The 17,529-nt window shown below is 66.2% G+C and carries 14 protein-coding genes and 1 pseudogene; 8 read left to right on the top strand and 7 right to left on the bottom strand.

Features of this window, described 5'->3' with window-relative positions; translation table 11 throughout:
• Nucleotides 1–63 precede the first annotated feature (63 nt).
• The 7 genes from ygfZ (at nucleotide 64) to ACVIJ6_RS00805 (ending at nucleotide 6,224) form a co-directional block, all read left to right on the top strand.
• The gene (gene ygfZ / locus ACVIJ6_RS00775) at nucleotides 64–948 is read left to right on the top strand and encodes a CAF17-like 4Fe-4S cluster assembly/insertion protein YgfZ (protein WP_456771058.1); all 885 of its coding nucleotides are present in this window, start codon (nucleotides 64–66) and stop codon (nucleotides 946–948) included.
• A gap of 10 nt (nucleotides 949–958) precedes the next feature.
• On the top strand, nucleotides 959–1,585 hold the full coding sequence (locus tag ACVIJ6_RS00780) for a DNA-3-methyladenine glycosylase I (RefSeq protein WP_456771059.1): 627 nt from the start codon (nucleotides 959–961) through the stop codon (nucleotides 1,583–1,585).
• Entirely contained in the window at nucleotides 1,582–2,214 is a 633-nt protein-coding gene (locus tag ACVIJ6_RS00785) for a YfbR-like 5'-deoxynucleotidase (RefSeq protein ID WP_456771060.1), read from the top strand. Before ACVIJ6_RS00780 ends, ACVIJ6_RS00785 begins: the two co-directional genes overlap by 4 nt.
• Before the next feature lie 3 nt (nucleotides 2,215–2,217).
• On the top strand, nucleotides 2,218–2,457 hold the full coding sequence (locus tag ACVIJ6_RS00790; protein WP_012042570.1) for a hypothetical protein: 240 nt from the start codon (nucleotides 2,218–2,220) through the stop codon (nucleotides 2,455–2,457).
• Complete coding sequence (locus tag ACVIJ6_RS00795) at nucleotides 2,454–2,699, top strand: hypothetical protein (protein WP_456771061.1); 246 nt, start codon at nucleotides 2,454–2,456, stop codon at nucleotides 2,697–2,699. The genes ACVIJ6_RS00790 and ACVIJ6_RS00795 overlap by 4 nt, the downstream gene beginning before the upstream one ends.
• Nucleotides 2,700–2,832: 133 nt before the next feature.
• Nucleotides 2,833–3,339, top strand: coding sequence for a tyrosine phosphatase family protein (locus ACVIJ6_RS00800; RefSeq protein WP_456771062.1), 507 nt, complete (start codon nucleotides 2,833–2,835; stop codon nucleotides 3,337–3,339).
• 200 nt (nucleotides 3,340–3,539) lie between these two features.
• Nucleotides 3,540–6,224, top strand: a complete 2,685-nt coding sequence (locus ACVIJ6_RS00805) for a DUF2339 domain-containing protein (RefSeq protein ID WP_456771063.1) — start codon at nucleotides 3,540–3,542, stop codon at nucleotides 6,222–6,224.
• 3 nt (nucleotides 6,225–6,227) lie between these two features.
• Here ACVIJ6_RS00805 and ACVIJ6_RS00810 read toward each other — a convergent pair.
• From ACVIJ6_RS00810 to ACVIJ6_RS00835, 6 genes and pseudogenes are all read right to left on the bottom strand, one after another.
• A pseudogene (locus ACVIJ6_RS00810) lies at nucleotides 6,228–7,906 on the bottom strand (methyl-accepting chemotaxis protein).
• A gap of 204 nt (nucleotides 7,907–8,110) precedes the next feature.
• Entirely contained in the window at nucleotides 8,111–9,799 is a 1,689-nt protein-coding gene (locus ACVIJ6_RS00815; RefSeq protein WP_456771064.1) for a methyl-accepting chemotaxis protein, read from the bottom strand.
• A gap of 620 nt (nucleotides 9,800–10,419) precedes the next feature.
• Nucleotides 10,420–10,653 (bottom strand): DUF6894 family protein, encoded by a 234-nt coding sequence (locus ACVIJ6_RS00820; RefSeq protein ID WP_012042565.1) that lies wholly within the window; start codon nucleotides 10,651–10,653, stop codon nucleotides 10,420–10,422.
• A gap of 178 nt (nucleotides 10,654–10,831) precedes the next feature.
• Nucleotides 10,832–11,443 carry a hypothetical protein gene (locus tag ACVIJ6_RS00825; protein ID WP_456771065.1) on the bottom strand — a complete coding sequence of 204 codons (612 nt, stop codon included), beginning with the start codon at nucleotides 11,441–11,443 and terminating at the stop codon, nucleotides 10,832–10,834.
• 113 nt (nucleotides 11,444–11,556) lie between these two features.
• Complete coding sequence (acuI, locus tag ACVIJ6_RS00830; RefSeq protein WP_456771066.1) at nucleotides 11,557–12,543, bottom strand: acrylyl-CoA reductase (NADPH); 987 nt, start codon at nucleotides 12,541–12,543, stop codon at nucleotides 11,557–11,559.
• A 66-nt stretch (nucleotides 12,544–12,609) separates the two neighbouring features.
• Nucleotides 12,610–13,854: an MFS transporter gene (locus ACVIJ6_RS00835; protein ID WP_456771067.1), complete on the bottom strand. Its 1,245-nt coding sequence runs from the start codon at nucleotides 13,852–13,854 to the stop codon at nucleotides 12,610–12,612.
• Nucleotides 13,855–14,223: 369 nt separating this feature from the next.
• Here ACVIJ6_RS00835 and ACVIJ6_RS00840 point away from each other — a divergent pair, with 369 nt between their 5' ends.
• Complete coding sequence (locus ACVIJ6_RS00840) at nucleotides 14,224–15,822, top strand: L-aspartate oxidase (RefSeq protein WP_456771068.1); 1,599 nt, start codon at nucleotides 14,224–14,226, stop codon at nucleotides 15,820–15,822.
• A gap of 19 nt (nucleotides 15,823–15,841) precedes the next feature.
• Here the strand turns inward: ACVIJ6_RS00840 and ACVIJ6_RS00845 are convergent, their stop codons facing one another.
• The gene (locus tag ACVIJ6_RS00845; RefSeq protein WP_456771069.1) at nucleotides 15,842–17,332 is read right to left on the bottom strand and encodes a cell wall hydrolase; all 1,491 of its coding nucleotides are present in this window, start codon (nucleotides 17,330–17,332) and stop codon (nucleotides 15,842–15,844) included.
• Nucleotides 17,333–17,529: the final 197 nt, after the last annotated feature.

Raw genomic sequence — 17,529 nt, forward strand, 5'->3', positions numbered from 1 at the left:
GCCTTGTGGTTTATGCCAGGGCGGCTTACGTTTCAGTGCGGCCTGTCGCAAGAGGTTTTTCGAATGAAAGCGACGTTTCTCGACGACCGGGGCGTAGTCCAGGTCAGCGGCGACGATGCACGCAGGTTCCTCAACGGGCTCTTCACCACCGACGTCGGCAAGCTGCATCCGGGCGAGGCCCGATTCGGCGCGCTGCTGACGCCGCAGGGCAAGATCATCGTCGATTTCCTGGTCACGCAGGTGCCGGCGAACGACGGCGGCGAGCGCTTTCTGCTCGACTGCCCGCGCGCGCTGGCGCAGGCGCTGACCGACAAGCTCAATGTCTACAAGCTCAGGGCCAAGGTCGCGGTCAGCAACCTGTCCGACAAGGCCGGCGTGATCGCGGTCTGGGACGGTACCAGCGGCACGGTGCCGGAGCTGGGCTTCACTGATCCGCGTCACGACAGCCTCGGCCTGCGCGTCATCGCGTCGCAGGACAGGCTCGCGGAGATCGCGGCAAAGCTTGGCGCCGAGATCGTCGATGCCGACGCCTACGAGGCGCATCGCATCGACTGCGCGGTGCCGCGCGGCGGGCTCGACTTCATGTATGGCGATGCCTTCCCGCATGAGACCAACATGGACCGGCTGCACGGCGTCGACATCGGCAAGGGCTGCTATGTCGGCCAGGAGGTCGTGAGCCGGATGCATCATCGCGGCACGACCCGCACGCGGACCGCGCAAGTGCTGCTCGACGGCCCGAGCCCCGAGCCGGGCACGCCGATCACCGCCGGCGAGAAGAGTGTCGGCACCATGGGCTCGGCCGCCGCGCAAAAAGGCATGGCGCTGCTGCGCATCGACCGCGCCACCGAGGCGATGGAGGCCGGCACGCCGCTGACGGCGGGCGGGCTCACCTTGCGCGTTGCGGATCTCGAGGCCCTGCAGGGCGCGCCCAAGCAGACGGTCGCCTGAGCGTAGCGAGATGGGTCGCGCCGCTGTCGTCCATCCGGATGGTCTGACGCGCTGCCCCTGGCCGGGCAGCGATCCGCTCTATGTCGCCTATCACGATACGGAGTGGGGCGTGCCGGAATATGACGACCGCGCGCTGTATGAGAAGCTGATCCTCGACGGCTTCCAGGCCGGGCTGTCGTGGATCACGATCCTGCGCAAGCGCGACAATTTCCGCCGCGCGTTCGACGACTTCCAGCCGGAGAAGATCGCGCGCTATTCCGACAAGAAGATCCACGCGCTGATGAACGATGCCGGCATCGTGCGCAATCGCGCCAAGATCGAGGGCGCCATTCTCAGCGCGAAATCCTGGCTGAAGATCCAGGAGGAGAGCGACGGCTTCTCGAAGTTCCTGTGGGACTTCATGGACGGCGCGCCGAAGGTCAATGCGTTCAAGACCACCGCGAGCGTGCCGGCCTCCACGCCGCTGTCGGTCAAGATGTCGAAGGAGCTCGCCTCGCGCGGCTTCAAATTCGTCGGACCCACGATCGTCTATGCCTTCATGCAGGCGACCGGCATGGTCAACGACCATCTCGTCACCTGCTTCTGCCACGAGACCTGCAGCGGCAAGCGCCGCGCCCCGCGCCTCAAGATCAAATGACCACCAAGACCGCCCCGAACGGGCAGGACCGCGTCTGGCAGCGCATGCTGTCCGGCCGGCGGCTCAACCTCATCGATCCCTCGCCCCTCGACGTCGAGATCACCGACATCGCCCATGGGCTGGCGCGCGTGGCGCGCTGGAACGGCCAGACCTCGGGCGCGCACATCTTCTCGGTCGCGCAGCACACGCTGCTGGTCGAGACGGTGATGCGCGCGCGAAAACCCAACATCGATGCGAGGCTGCGGCTCGCGGCGCTGCTGCACGACGCGCCGGAATACGTCATCGGCGACATGATCTCGCCGTTCAAGGCGGTGCTGGGCGACGGCTACAAGAGCGTCGAGAAGCGGCTGCTCGGCGCGATCCACATCCGCTTCGGCCTGCCGCCGGAGCTCGCGCCCGAGATCGAGCGCCAGATCAAGGCCGCCGATCGCGGCGCAGCCTTCCTGGAGGCGACGAGGCTCGCCGGTTTCGCCGAGACCGAGGCCAAGAAGCTGTTCGGCCGCGATCCCGGCCTCTCCGACGCCACGGTCACGGACTATCTGACGCCGTGGAGCGCGGCCAAGGCCGAGAAGCGGTTCCTGACCCGCTTCAACCTGGTGCTCGGGGACGCAACCCATTCGGGGAATTGAGCCATGCCGTTGACGCCGGATGAGCGCCACAACGAGCGGCTGAAACTGCTGGCCAACTGGGCCAATACGCTCGCGACCGCGATCGTCTCGGTCGGCGTTTTCGTGCCGATCGGGCAGGAAGTCTACGGCTTCCTGCCGCAAAATACCGATCCGACCCTGGTCTATGTGTCCGCCCCGATTTGCTTCGGTGCCGGTTTGCTCCTACATTTGGGAGGACAATGGGTCCTTGGAGGGCTCCGATGACGACCGGTCAGATCTATGCTCTGAGCATGCCGCTCGCGGTGGCCGCGATGGTGTGGCTCTACGCGATTGTCCTGCGTCGCCCCTGGTCGGAGCCGGCCGTCGAGCGTCCGGTGCCGCCGCCGTCCCGTCGCGACGGTCTGCGCGACAGTCTGGTGGACCGGCTCGACCGGATCAATGCCGAGATCGAAGGCAAGGCCCACCTCGCCCGCCAGGAGCTGCGGCAGTTCAAGAACACCCGCTGAGCCGCCATCTCTGCACCTCCGAAGTGCCGGCCGCGGTCCAACCCGCGCTTGGCACGATCGACGCCGCAGACCCCCGAAAGCCGCTTTTGTGTGCGGGCCCGCGATCGTATAATCGGGTTTTCAAAGGCCCGATATGATCCACGTCTGCTCGCTTGCCGCTTTGCCCGAAACGGTGCGCCTCACCGGCGCCAGCCATGTGCTGACGATCATGGCCAATGTCGAGCAGGTGCAACGGCCGGAGACGGTCCGGCCCGAGAACCACCTCAGGGTTTCGGTCGACGACATTACCGAGCATCTCGCGGGCTTCGTGGCGCCTAGCGACGAGCATGTCACGCAGGTGCTGGATTTCGTCCGCGGCTGGGACCGGGCCGCGCCGCTGGTCATCCACTGCTATGCCGGCATCAGCCGCTCCACCGCGAGCGCCTTCGCGGCCGCCTGCGCGCTCAATCCGCATCGCGACGAACTGCAGATCGCCCAGGCGATCCGGGCCGCCTCCCCGATCGCCTCGCCCAATCGCCTGATCGTCAGCCTGGCCGACAAGGCGCTGGGCCGCGACGGCCGCATGGTCCGGGCGCTGGATGCGATCGGCCCCGGCGCCATGATGGTCGACAGCGTGCCGTTTCGGATCGATCTGGAGTGAGCCAGTCGCGACGGCGTACCGGGTAGCCTGCCACCTCGCTTGAACTTCAGCTCCGCGGTTTGACACTCAAGGAACTGCAGCCATCGTGGCGGCACGCGCGTGCCGCCTGGCGACCAGCTGCGCAATCACGGGCCGACCTGGCCCTGTTGCCTCTCCACGACGCCGGCGGGCGCCACTGATCATAAGGACTCCTCGGCGTGATGTTCGATTGGCCCCTGGACTGGATTGCACTGCTGGTCGCGTTCGCGGCGCTCGCCTTCGCCCGCAAGACCTCCGATCGCTTGGCCGAGGTGCAGGCCCGGCTGGCCAAGCTGGAGGCTGCGCGCCCGATTGCGGTCGCACCGGCGGTCCCCGGCGCACCGCCGCTGAGCCCGCTGCAGGAGCCCACCACAGCCCCGGCGGTGCCGCCGCCACTGCCGGAGGTGACGGAGCCCGCTTTGCAGCCCGCAGCCGTCACGGCGGACCAAACGGCCGATCCGGGCTCCCCGGCCGTGCCGCCGCTGCCTCAGCCGGTGGCCGGCTTCGAGGAGCGCATCGGCACCCGCTGGGTGGTGTGGATCGGCGGGCTGACGCTCGCGCTCGGCGGCTTCTTCATGGTGCGCTATTCGATCGAGGCCGGCCTGGTCGGCCCCGAAGTGCGCGTCGCGTTGGGCGCGCTGTTCGCCGCCGCGCTGCTCGCCGCCGGCGAGTGGACCAGGCGCAAGGAAAGCATCTCGCAGATCGCCGCGCTGCCGATCGCCAATATTCCGGCGATCCTGACCGCCGCCGGCACCGCGGTGGCCTTCGCCACCGTCTACGCCGCCTATGCGCTGTACGGGTTCCTGCCGCCCGCCTTCGCCTTCGTGCTGCTCGGCCTGGTGGCGCTGGGCACGCTGGCGGCCGGGCTCCTGCACGGTCCGGCACTGGCCGGGCTCGGCCTCGTCGCGGCGTTCACGACACCGGTGCTGGTGTCGACCGGCGAGCCGAACTATTGGGCGCTGTATATCTATCTCGCCATCGTCACGGCCGCCGCCTTCGCGCTGGCCCGCGTGCGGCTGTGGCGCTGGCTCGCGATGACCACCATCGGGCTGTCGTTCCTGTGGACGCTGCCCGGGCTCGACATGGGCATCGAGACCGTCGCGCCGCACGTGTTCCACGTCATCGCCGGCTTTGCGCTGGCGGCGCTGATCGTCGTCTGCGGCTTCGTGTTCGGACCGGCCGCCGAGAGCGACGACGCCGAGCCGATTTCATCAGCCGCGCTGGCCGTCTACCTGCTCGGCGCGATGCTGGTCGTGCTGGCGAGCTTCCATGATGGCCTGGCGCTGATCGGCTTCACGGCTGTTGTGGCGGCGACGCTCGCCGTGGCCTGGCGCGCACCGAGCGCGAGCGGCGCGGTCGGCGCGGCGGCCGCCACGGTGTTCCTGGTGTTCGCCGAATGGGCGCTGCGCGACAATCCCGACCTTCTGGTGCTGCCCGGCGGCGCGCTGCCCTCGATGGGACCGAACCCGCTCGGCGCCTCGGTGTCGTGGCATCTGGTCACGGCAGCGATCTTCGCGATCGGCTTCGGCGCCGCCGGCTTCCTGGCGCAGGGACGCTCGGAGAATGCCGTGGTGCCGGTGGTGTGGTCGGCGGCCGGCGTGTTCACGCCGCTCGCGCTGCTGGTCGCCCTGTACGCGCGCATTGCCCATCTCGATCGCTCCATTCCGTTCGCGATTCTGGCGGTGGTGCTCGCGGCAACTCTGGCCGTGGCGACCGAGACGCTGACCCGGCGGGAGGAGCGGCCCGGCCTCAGTTTCTCGATCGCCTTGTTCGCGACCGGCACGCTCGGCGCACTGGCGCTGGCGCTGACCTTTGCGCTGGAGAAGGGCTGGCTGACGATCGCGCTCGCCCTGATGTCGCTCGGCACCGCCTGGATCTTCGAACACCGGCCGATCCCGTTCCTGCGCATCCTGGCTGCGGCCTTTGCCGGGCTCGTGGTGCTCCGCATCGGCTACGACCCGCGGATCGTCGGCGCCGATGTCGGCACCACGCCGATCCTGAACTGGCTGCTCTGGGGCTATGGCGTGCCAGCGGCGTCGTTCTGGGGCGCGAGCTATCTGATGCGCCGCCATGGCGACGATGCGCCGCTGCGCGCCGTCGAGGCCGCCGCGATCCTGTTCACCACCCTGCTCGCCTTCCTGGAAATCCGCCACGCGGTCAATGACGGCGACATGCTGGCGGTGCCCTCGCTCGCCGAGATCGGGCTGGATGTCTGCGTCGCGCTGGCGCTGGCGATCGGACTGGAGCGGCTGCGCGCGCGCAGCGGCAGCGTGGTTCACAATGTCAGCGCCGTGATCCTGACCGGCTTTGCCGGCGGCGCCACCCTCCTCGGATTGTTGCTGCTCGAGAATCCAATGATCTCGGACGTCACGATCAAAGGCGGCCTGCTCAACATCCTGATCCTGGCCTATGCATTCCCGGCGGTGCTGATGCTGCTGCTGTCCTATGCGGTGGCGGGGCGCCGCCCCCCGGCCTACGGCAATACGCTCGCAGCCGGCGCGCTGATCCTGGCGCTGTCCTATGTGAGCCTCGAGATCCGCCGGATCTATCACGGTCCCGACCTGACCAGCGGCCCGACCAGCGCGGCCGAGCAGTACACCTACTCGATCGCCTGGCTCATCCTCGGCGTGGCGCTGCTCGGGATCGGCGTCATCGTGCAGTCGCAGCGCGCCCGCCTCGCGTCCGCGATCGTGATCGCGCTGACGATCCTGAAGGCCTTCCTGGTCGACATGTCAGCGCTCACCGGGGTCTGGCGCGCGCTGTCCTTCATCGGCCTCGGCCTCGTGCTGGTCGCCATCGGCTGGCTGTACCAGAAGGTGCTGTTCCGCCGGCAGCAGCAGGCTCCGCCTGCTGCGCCGGTGGCGTAGACATCAGGCTGCCCGCACCGACTCCAGGAAGCTCGCCACCTCACGCTTCAGACGATCGCTGTCGGAGGCCAGCGACTTCGCGGCATCGAGCACATGCGTCGACGCCTGGCCGGTCTCCGCCGCGCCGCGCTGCACGTCGACCACGTTGGACGACACCTGCTGGGTGCCGTGCGAGGCCTGCTGGACGTTGCGCGCGATCTCCTGCGTCGCCGCGCCCTGCTCTTCCACGGCAGCGGCGATCGCCGAGGAGATTTCCGACAGGCGCTCGATGGTGCCGGAGATGTCGCGGATGGCGCCGACGGATTCCTGCGTCGCCGCCTGGATGCTGCCAATCTGCTGGCCGATCTCGTCGGTCGCCTTCGCGGTCTGCTCGGCCAGCGCCTTCACTTCGGAGGCAACCACCGCGAAGCCGCGGCCGGCCTCGCCGGCGCGTGCCGCCTCGATCGTGGCGTTCAGCGCCAGCAGGTTGGTCTGCCCGGCGATGGAGTTGATCAGCTCGACGACATCGCCGATGCGGGCTGCGGCCTTCGACAGTTCGCCGACGCGATCGTTGGTCTGGCGTGCCTGCGAGACGGCCTCCTACGCCATGCGCGCCGATTCCTGCGGCTGATCTCGGTGATCGATGAAGACAGCTCCTCGGTGGCCGAGGCGACCGACTGCACATTGGTCGAGGCTTCCTCCGAGGCAGCCGCGACCTGGGTCGAGATCTGCTGCGAGCGTGTCGCCGTCGACGACAGCGCGCCGGCGGAATGCTCGAGCTCGGTGGACGCCGAGGACACTGTCTGCACGATCTCACCGATCGTATTCTCGAACTGGCGGGTGATGTTGTCGACGCGACGGCCGCGCTCGATCTTGGCCTCGGCATCGCGGGCGGCGAGCGCGTCGGCCTCTCGCTTCGCGATCAGTGCCTCCTTGAACACCTGCAGCGTATCGGCCATCGCGCCCATCTCGGTCGGCTCGCCGCGGTGCGGCACCTCGGCCGAGAGATCGCCCTCGCCGAGCGCCTGCATCGGCTTGATGATCGAGGCGATCCCGGAGGAGACGTCGTGCACGAGATAGAAGCCGACGCCGACGCCGGCAGCGACGGCGCCGAGAATAATCGTCGTCACGATCCAGAAGGTGCTGTTGTAGCCGTCGGCCGCATCGCGCGTAGCGCTCTCCGCGCCCTTGTCGTTGTAGTCGATCGCCTTGTTGAGAATCTCTTCCTGCGCGGAGGCTGCGGCGCTTGCAGGCTTGAACAGGGCATCGACGTCGTCGGGCAGCTTGCCGATGCTCTTGCGCGAGACCTCCAGCACCTTCTCGGCCTCGGCGGTGTATTTGTCCCAGGCGCGCGTCCAGGACTCGTAGATGCTGCGCTCCTCGGGCGTCGAGATCAGCGGCTGATAGGCCTTGATGTCCTTCTTCACCTTGTCGAACACATCGGCCATGCGCTTGTCGTTGTTGGCTTTCGCCTCCGGGGTCAGCGCCATCACATGGGCGCGAAGCGTGAGCCGGTAGACGTTGATGTCGGCGCGCAGGTTGCCAAGCACCCGCACGCTCGGCAGCCAGTTGGTGGAAATGTCGACCGTTCGCGCGTTGATGTCGCGCATGCTGCGCAGCGAAAGCAAGCCCAGCCCGGCCATCACCACCAGCATGAAGGCGATGACGCTGATGATCTTGATGCGAATGGAAAGCTTGGACACGTCCGTTGATCCTCCGAGAAAAAATGTCTCGCACAACCGGTCGCATCTTCACGGCCGACAGCATTGTTACGGCGCCGGTGCGCCGCAGCGAAACGAAAAAGGTCGGCAGCTGCCGAACGTCAGCCTGCCGCCTTGTCCGCAAAGTTCCGTTAATGCTGAACTTCGTACTAATACGGTCTCGGCAGCGCCGAACCCCGCAGCAGATCAGGCTACGCGGACTGATTGCAAGAATGAGGCGACCTCCCGCTTCAAGCGGTCACTGTCGGAGGCCAGCGATTGCGCTGCGGACAGCACATGCGACGACGCCGTTCCCGTCTCGGTGGCGCCGCGCTGCACGTCGACCACGTTCGACGACACCTGCTGGGTGCCCTGTGACGCCTGCTGGACGTTGCGCGAGATCTCCTGGGTGGCGGCGCCCTGCTCTTCCACCGCGGCGGCGATCGCCGACGAGATCTCGGACAGCTTTTCGATCGTCGTCGAGATCGCCTTGATCGCGCCGACCGATTCCTGCGTCGCGGCCTGGATGCCGGACACCTGCTGGCCGATTTCGTCCGTGGCCTTGGCGGTCTGCTCCGCCAGCGCCTTCACCTCGGACGCGACGACCGCGAAGCCGCGTCCGGCGTCGCCGGCACGGGCCGCCTCAATGGTCGCGTTCAGCGCCAACAGGTTGGTCTGGCCTGCGATCGTATTGATCAGCTCGACCACGTCGCCGATGCGCGCGGCGGCCTTGGTCAGCTCACCGACGCGATCGTTGGTCATACGCGCCTGCTCGACCGCCTCATTGGCCATGCGCGCCGATTCCTGCACCTGGCGGCTGATCTCGGTGATCGACGAGGACAGCTCCTCGGTGGCGGAGGCGACCGACTGCACGTTGGTCGATGCTTCCTCGGAGGCCGCTGCGACCGCGGTCGAGATTTCCTGGGAGCGGTTTGCCGTCGAGGACAGCGCGCCGGCGGAATGCTCGAGCTCGGTCGACGCCGACGACACCGTCTGCACGATCTCGCCGATCGTCGCCTCGAACTGGCGCGTGATGGCATCGACGCGGCGGCCGCGCTCGATCTTGGCTTCAGCATCGCGCGCAGCGAGCTCGTCGGCCGCCTTCTTGGCGATCAAGGCTTCCTTGAAGACCTGCAGGGTGTCCGCCATGGCGCCGATCTCGGTCGGCTCGCCGCGATGCGTCACCTCCGCACTCAGGTCGCCCTTGGCCAGTTCCTGCATCGGCTTGATGATCGATGCGATCCCCTGCGAGACGTTCTGCACCAGATAGAAGCCGACGGCGACGCCGGCGATGACCACCGCCGCGATGATCGACACGACGAGCCACATCGCGCGTGAGTAGCTGTCCGCGGCCTGCCGGGTCGCGTCGGCGGCGCCCTTGTTGTTGAACTCGATGTCCTGGACAAAGTACTTGTCGGCATCGCGCGCGATCGCGGCTGCCGACTTCTCCAGCAGATCGGTCGCCTCGCGCGGAATCCGTCCGACACTGTTGTTGGATGCGTCCATCACCTGCTTGATTGCGACGACGTACTTCTCCCAGGCTTGCACCCAGTTGTCATAGATCGCACGCTCCTGCGGCGACGTGATCAACGGCTCGTAGTTCTTCCGGTCCTTGTTGATCGTCTCGAGAATTCCGGCAACGCGCTGGTCCGCAGCCCGCTTTGCCTCCGCCGTTTCCGCCATCACATGCGCGCGCAGCGCGATGCGGAGGAGATTGATATCTGCGCGCAGCTCACCGATCGCACGCACGCTCGGCAGCCAGTTGGTGGCAATGTCAACCGTGTTCGCGTTGATCGATCGCATACTGGCCACGGCGAGAACGCCGAGCCCGCACATCGTGACGAGCATGAAGGCGATGACTGATATGATCTTCGTACGGATGGACAGTTTGGACACTGGTGACCCCGGATGGCTGTGCGGCTCTGGCCGCTCTCTGCCAACGCTCAAAACGGAAATCCGTAAATGCGCGGCGTTGCGCAGTGCTTCGATCAGGGCTGCGAAAGATCGTTCCCCGATCGGAACCATTTGGGGAAAAACAAGCCAAACATCCGTTAAACTTACGGCCCGTACTAATACGGAACGTAGTTATCGCCCCTGCGCCGCCGGTGGGCACAAGGGTGTCGGCGGGCCAACCGCCCAATGCTGCTGGAGGCCTGATGTTGTAGGCCGCAGGGACACATCTGTAAGTTTTATTGGTATGCCAGAGGCTCTTAAAAGCGAGTTACTACCAGTGCATGTATTTTGTGCAACATCACGCCAAAAGTGCAGGCATCATGATCCTGCATCGCCGATGCCGGCCCAGGTTCAGCGGAGCAAGGCGATGAGCAAGAGGCCGTCCAGGAGCTGGCTGACACGGCCGCGGCCCGAAGGCATGGAACGCCTTTCAGGTCAGGGCGAGAGCTTGAGAACCTTCGGCCCGACGTAATGACATCGAGCGCTCTCAGGACCCCGAAACAATCTGCAATCAGCGCAGGGCAATCGGAGTTGCCCACACGGCGCGATGGCGCGGCCGAAACTCAGCTGACCGCTTCCGAAACCAGACGGATTCGAAATACCGGCTGCTTGGATTCGTCGAGCAGTTCCATCTGCCACTCTGTCCCCTGCTGCAGCGTGCGCGAGATGCCACCAATCAGATCGGAGCAGACCGCGGTCAGCTCTTTCCAGGCCGATTCCCGATTGGCAAATTCGTAAGGCTGATCAGCCGCGCCGGAATAACGACCCTGGCTGATACGGAAGAAATAAAGCGACATAACCGACCCTTTCTGTGGGCCACCCCCCGGCCGCAAACTGCATCGTGAGTCGCTACCGAGGCATGAATCTAGCCGTCCGTACGACTACGGCGCAATGACCACTAGCGTGCGGTCACCAGGAGAAATGTTGCTTTAAGTTAATCGGGCCCGGCGTCTTGAATGATCGCCGAGCGAACAACTAATCAGTCGAACGACGAAGCTCCGGCGCGACGTCGGATTTTGCGCTCTCGGATTTCGCTTCGGCCTTCGCAGGCTCCGCCTTCACGGGTTCCACCTTGCTGCGCTCCACGCGCGGCGTCTCGACGCGCGCCGCCACCTCGGTGTGCGACGGATCGGCAGAAGGCGCTGCGGCACGCGTCGCACGCGGCCGCGCCACGGCACGCGCCATCAGCATCGTGGCGCCGCCCTGGTGCTGGAAGTCGCAATAGGCAAAGGCGCCGAGACCGGAGACAGACCCACGGAAGCTGCGCTCATCCTTCTTGTCCAGGTTGAAGCAGGGCTCGAACGGCATGCCCTTGATCGACGCACAGACATTCTGTCCGCGGATCTGCAGCGTGTTGCCGGGCAGACGGATGTGACGGACCGGGCCCGAGCCCGAGAACTGCACCGCACCGGCAGCCCCCATATCGTCGAGAATCCGTCCTGCACCGCGGGTCCCATCGACACAGGTGAAGGCGAACACCTTCCCGGCGACGAATTTCCGCGCCTCATCCGCCGTCATCGATCCCGCGATCGCAGGAGCGACCACGGCTCCGGCCGTCACGGTCCCCAGCAAAAAACGCCCGAGCATGCATCAAACTCCACTTAACCCCACGCAGCGGGTAAGGCGGTATCTTTACCCCATGCTTACCATACCAACCATGGCAACAATGGAGCAGCATGGTTTGAAAAGTCTGAACAACCTCAGGATATTCTTACCACCGTGCGGCCGCGGACCTGGCCGGCGAGGATCTGCGGCCCCAGCGCGGCGACCTGACCCAAAGCGATTTCATGAGTGATTTCAGATAGTTTTGCGCGATCCAAATCGGCAGCCAGGCGCGACCAGGCCGCTTTCCGGGCCGGCAGCGGGCACATCACCGAATCGATGCCCAGAAGGCACACGCCGCGCAGAATGAACGGAGCGACCGAGGACGGCAGATCCATCCCGGCCGCCAGACCGCAGGCGGCAATGGCGCCGCCATATCGGGTCATCGAGAGCAGGTTGGCGAGCGTGTTGGAGCCGACGCTGTCGATGCCCCCTGCCCAGCGCTCCTTGGCCAGCGGCTTGGCCGGCCCGGACAATTCTTTGCGGTCGATGATTTCCGCCGCACCCAGCGACTTCAGATAGTCGGCTTCAGCTAAGCGTCCGGTCGAAGCGATCACATGGTAGCCGAGCTTGGCGAGCACCGCCGTCGCCACCGAGCCGACGCCGCCGGCCGCGCCGGTCACGACCACCGGGCCGCTCGCCGGTGTCAGCCCATGCTTCTCGAGGGCCAGGACTGCGAGCATCGCCGTGAAGCCGGCCGTGCCAATCGCCATCGCATCGCGCGCCGAGAGGCCCTGAGGCAGGCCGACCAGCCAGTCTCCCTTGACCCTGGCCTTTTCGGCATAGGCGCCGAGATGCGTCTCGCCCATGCCCCAGCCGGTACAGATCACCGCATCGCCGGGCTTCCATTGCGGATGCGACGATTGCTCGACCTTCCCTGCGAAATCGATGCCCGCGATCATCGGGAAGCGGCGGACCACCGGCGCCTTGCCGGTCAGCGCCAGCCCGTCCTTGTAGTTCAGCGTCGACCATTCGACCTTCACGGTGACGTCGCCGTCCATCAGTTCCGCTTCGTCGAACTGCGTCAGCGTGGCTGTCGTCCCCTTGTCGGCCTTGTCGATCCGGATCGCCTTGAACGTTCCCACAGCGGCACTCCCTGCGCTTTCTTTGCGTCTCACGCCATGTTTAGCCGATCGGATCGGCAGCGCAACTCAGGTCGCGGGCACGGCCCGCGCCACCGGCTTCTCGACAATCGGCAGGTTGATCAGCGCCGACAGCACGCCGAACAGGATGGAGAGCCACCAGATCGGGGTATATGAGCCATAGCGCTCGAACACGATGCCGCCGAGCCAGACGCCGAGGAAGCCACCGACCTGGTGGCTGACGAACGCAAAGCCATACAGCGTGGCGAGCCAGCGGGTGCCGAACATGATCGCGACCAGCGATGAGGTCGGCGGCACCGTGGAGAGCCAGGCCAGCCCCGAGACCGCGCCGAAGGCGATCGCGGTGGCCGGCGTGACCGGGAACGAGATGAAGGCGAGTGTCGCCAGCGCCCGCGTGAAATAGATGAAGGACAGAATATAGCGCTTCGGCAGCCGGCTCTGCAGCCAGCCTACGCTGAGCGAGCCGATGATGTTGAACAGGCCGATCGCTGCGATCACCCAGCCGCCGACCTGTGCGGACAGGCCGCGGTCGACCAGGAACGCCGGCAGGTGCACGGTGATGAAGGCGAGCTGGAAGCCGCAGGTGAAGAAGCCGAGCACCAGCAGCACGTAGGAACGGTGGCCGAACGCTTCCATCAGCGCCGTCGTGAACGACTGCTGCTCGGCATCCGTCGGCTTGGCCTCTGCGGCCGGCGGCGTCGCGACCGCGAGCGACAGCGGCACGATGAATAGCATCAAGGTCGCGAACACCATCAGCGCGCTCTGCCAGCCGAACTGATCGATCAGCGCGACGCCGAACGGGGCGAACAGGAACTGGCCGAGCGAGCCCGCGGCCGTGCCGGCGCCGAGCGCCACACCGCGCCGCTCCGGCGGCAGCAGCTTGCTGAAGGCCGACAGAATGAGATTGAACGAGCAACCCGACAGGCCGAAGCCGACGAGCACACCGGCGCCGATGTTGAGCGACAGCGGCGAGGTGGAATAGCGCATCATCAGCAGGCCGCCAGCATAGAGCAGCGCGCCGACGCAGATCACGCGCATGACGCCAAAACGATCGGCGATGGCGCCGGCAAGCGGCTGGCCGAGCCCCCACAGCAGGTTCTGCACGGCGACCGCCAGCGCGAACACGTCGCGGCCCCAGGCGAATTCGCGGCTCATCGGCTGCACGAAGAAGCCCAGGCTCGAACGCGGACCGAAGCTCAGGAGCGCGATGGCGCAGCCGCAAACGATGATGACGAGCGGCGTTCGCCAGCCGGCGGCACGGGAGGCCGCGAGATCGCCTGCCTGAATCGACATGGGTGTCCTCCTGACGCGCGCCGTGTTGTCCGGTTCGCTGCTCACGGATTAATGCATCTGCATTGAAATCCCAAGTCCAAAAGCGGAACCCAGCCATGAAAAAATAGTGGCAGATGGCGAGGTGGCAGATGCCGACAGAGCACAAGGTCAGCGAAACAAGTTCCGTTTGAGAGTCTCACAGATGATGTGTTCGACCGCTCGAACATCCTTTCACGCGAGTGAGCGACGGCATTTCAGCCTCCGCGGGAGTGACTTTCAGAACAGCCGCGATTTGTCACCAAACACCGCTAAACAACGAAGGAAGTCCCTGAAGAAGAACTAACAAGTCGCGCCGTAGACATATGCTCGGAATGTGGAATTGGATAGCAGATGAACCACCACCAGATCGAGACGTCCGGCCATGTCGTGATCGTCGGAGCCGGCATTGCCGGACTGTTCTGCGCCCTGAGGCTCGCGCCGCAGCCTGTCACGCTGATCTCTGCAATGACGCTCGGCGAGGACTCCTTCGGCTCAACCATGCAGGCCGACATCGCGGCGGCCATTTCGGCCGACGACAGTCGGCAAGCTCACGCCGCCGACATGATCGCGGCTGGGGGTGGCCTGGTGGAGGCGGCTGCGGCGCTGGAGCTCGCCACTGATGCGGCGGCGCGGATCGAGGATCTGATCCGGCTCGGCGTCGCGTTCGATCGCGATCACAAGGGGGAGTTGGCGACGTCCCGCGCGGCGGCCCACTCCGTGCGACGCATCCTGAGCGTCCGCGGCGACTTCACCGGGCAGGCGATCGTGACGGCCCTGACCAACGCCGTGCGCGCGACGCCCTCGATCCGCGTGATCGAGAACCATGTCGTCGATGCGCTGCTGACGGAACACGGCGTCGTGCGCGGCCTGAAATTGCGCAGCTCTGAGGACGGATCTGCCGCGCCCCTGCTGATCGCAGCGGGCGCCGTCGTGCTCGCGACCGGCGGCATCGGCCATCTGTTCGCCACCACGACCAATCCATCCCATGCCAACGGCATCGGCATGGCGATTGCCGCGCGCGCCGGGGCCATCATCGCCGATCCTGAATTCGTCCAGTTTCACCCGACGGCGATGACAGGCGGCAGGGATCCCGCACCTGTTGTCACCGAGAGCCTGCGCGGCGCCGGCGCGATCCTCGTCAATCGGCGCGGTCAGCGTTTCATGCTGCCGCGACATCCCCTGGTGGATCTTGCTCCGCGGGACACCGTCGCGCGCGGCATCATGGCCGAGATCTCGGCCGGTCGCGGCGCCTTCCTCGATGCCCGCGACGTGCTCGACGACGATGTCGCTGCGCGCTACCCCATCCTCCATCGAGCCTGTGTCGCGCGCGGCCTGGATCCGACCCGGCAGCCGATTCCGGTGGCGCCGGCAGCGCATTTTCACATGGGCGGCATCGCGATCGATGCCTGCGGCCGCAGCTCGATCGAGGGCCTGTGGGCTGCGGGCGAGGTTGCCGCGACCGCGACGGACGGCGCCAACCATATCGCCGGAAACGCGGTACTCGCCGCGCTTGTCTTCGCCAACCGGATCGCCGCGGACATCTCCGGTCGAACCTTCGCCCCCGCATCGAACCTGCAGAGCATCGCCTTCGCCGAGCCGGGCGGCGCCGCCCCCACGCTCACCGAGGGCACGTTGCGCGAGATCATGACCAGCCAGGTCGGCGTGATCCGCGACGAGGAACGGCTGGCCGATGCCATCGCCGTCATTGCCAGGCTCGAGCGTGACGGCTGCAACTCGACGCTGCGCAACATGGCCACAGCGGCGCTGCTGATCGCGACGGCGGCCTGGAGCCGGCGCGAGAGTCGCGGGGCGCATTGCCGCGCCGATTGCCCTGCGGAGAATCCAAGCTTCGCACAGCGCACGATGACGACTTTGGCCGCCGCGCGCGAGATTGCCGACCAGCTCGCCGATCGCCCGTCGGCACGGCTGCCGCGGCCGCTGAGCGCATAGCGCGAGACGCCGTGCGCTGTTATCGCCGCGTCCAGTTCGGATTGATCTCGGCTTCGCTCTTGGCGGCCCCTGCCAGCTCGGCCGAAATGGCCGCCGTCTGCTGCGGCGTGCCCCAGCTCGGCGCGTCGCTGCCGTCGCCCCATTTCTTCGGCCGGTAGAAGGTGTGGACGCCGAACTTGTACATGCGCTTCATCTCGGCAACCCAGGACGGCCGCACCCAGTAGGCGTGATAGTGGGTCGACTTGCCCACTTCCGGCAGCCAGATCTGTCCGTCGAGCATGGCCGTAGCGATCTTCTTGGCGCGCTCCCACATTTCGGGCTCGCGGATCACGTCGGCGGTGTTATCGCAGGCGAATGTGAACTGGCAGGCGAAGTGGCGGTATTTGTTCTGGTAGACGACGCCGCACACCGTGGTCGGATAATAACCGGAGAAGGCGCGGTTCAACACCACCTGTGCGACCGCGATCTGGCCACGCACAGCCTCGCCGCGGGATTCGAAATAGACCGCCTCGGCCAGGCACTTTTCCGATTTGAAGCGTGACTTCTCATCGGTGAGTCCCAGCCGCTCGGCCGGCGTCCGCGCCCGCTGATTGTCGGTGTTGACCTCGCCCTTGGCCGCGATGCTCTCGCCGCCATCCCCGGTCTTGGCGCTCTCGCCTACCGGGTACGACAGCACCGCCATCGATTTGAGGTCCGGATCCGGCATGACGATCAAGGGCGCCTCGCCGGGCTGCCAGGTCTCCATGGTTCCAGCCTCACCGCCCAGCGATGACGTGCCGAAATAGAGGTTGGAGGTCTTGATAGTGAGGCCGTCATAGCTGACGGCGCTGTCGACGGCCGCTGCATCCGTCGCGGGCTTGAGCTCAGCCGAGGGCTGGATCTCGGGTTTCGCCGACTCATATTGCGCGAGCGGCGGGGCGCTCAAAGCTTCCTGCAATTCGGGATCGAGTGCAGCGCGCGGCGCCGGCAGCGGCACCACCGGCGCTTCAGTGGTCTTCGCGCCGAACACCGACGAATTCGAATCCGTCGGCGCAGGCGACATCGCCGGCGCGGGCTCGAGCGGCGCGGGAGCCGGTTCGGCGGCCTCGGTCGGCACCGACGATGGCTGCGGCTGAGACGGAGGGCGCACGACGAGGCGATCGCCTTTCAGCGTGCGGTCGACTTTCGGAAAATCAGATGCCTGATAGCGCGGCGGGACCTGCAGCGCCGGATTGCGCGGCGTCGAGCCGGTGATGTCGAAATCCCGACCGTCCAGGCTTGCCAGGCGGATGCTCCACGCCTGCGGCGCCGAGGTTCCAATCGGACGACCAAAGCTGTAGGTGGCGAGCTGCACCGAGGCAGCGGCCGAGAAAACACGCTTCTGCCAGCGCTCGGCGACGCCTGGCTGGCGGGCGAGCAGGGAAGCGATATCTTGATACCCGGTCTCTGTCGGCATCAGAGCGAAGACGCAGAGACCGAGTCCGAAGGACGCAAACCGCGCGCCCTTCGGACCGGGACGCAGAACTACCATCGATACGCTCAACGCAACGCTACGCTACTCACTCGACCGAACGACAGTGCTTCCGTGCAATTCGATCCGTCATCTTCGTATCGGGTTTAGGTTGCTGAGGAGTTAACCCGCGTTGCAAGATCGAAACATGCAAGCAGTGAAGTCGCACAGCGTGATGTGATCGATGCGCGTGGTAAATGGCGCATCGACAAGAGCAG

The organism is Bradyrhizobium sp. USDA 4369, from assembly GCF_054056435.1.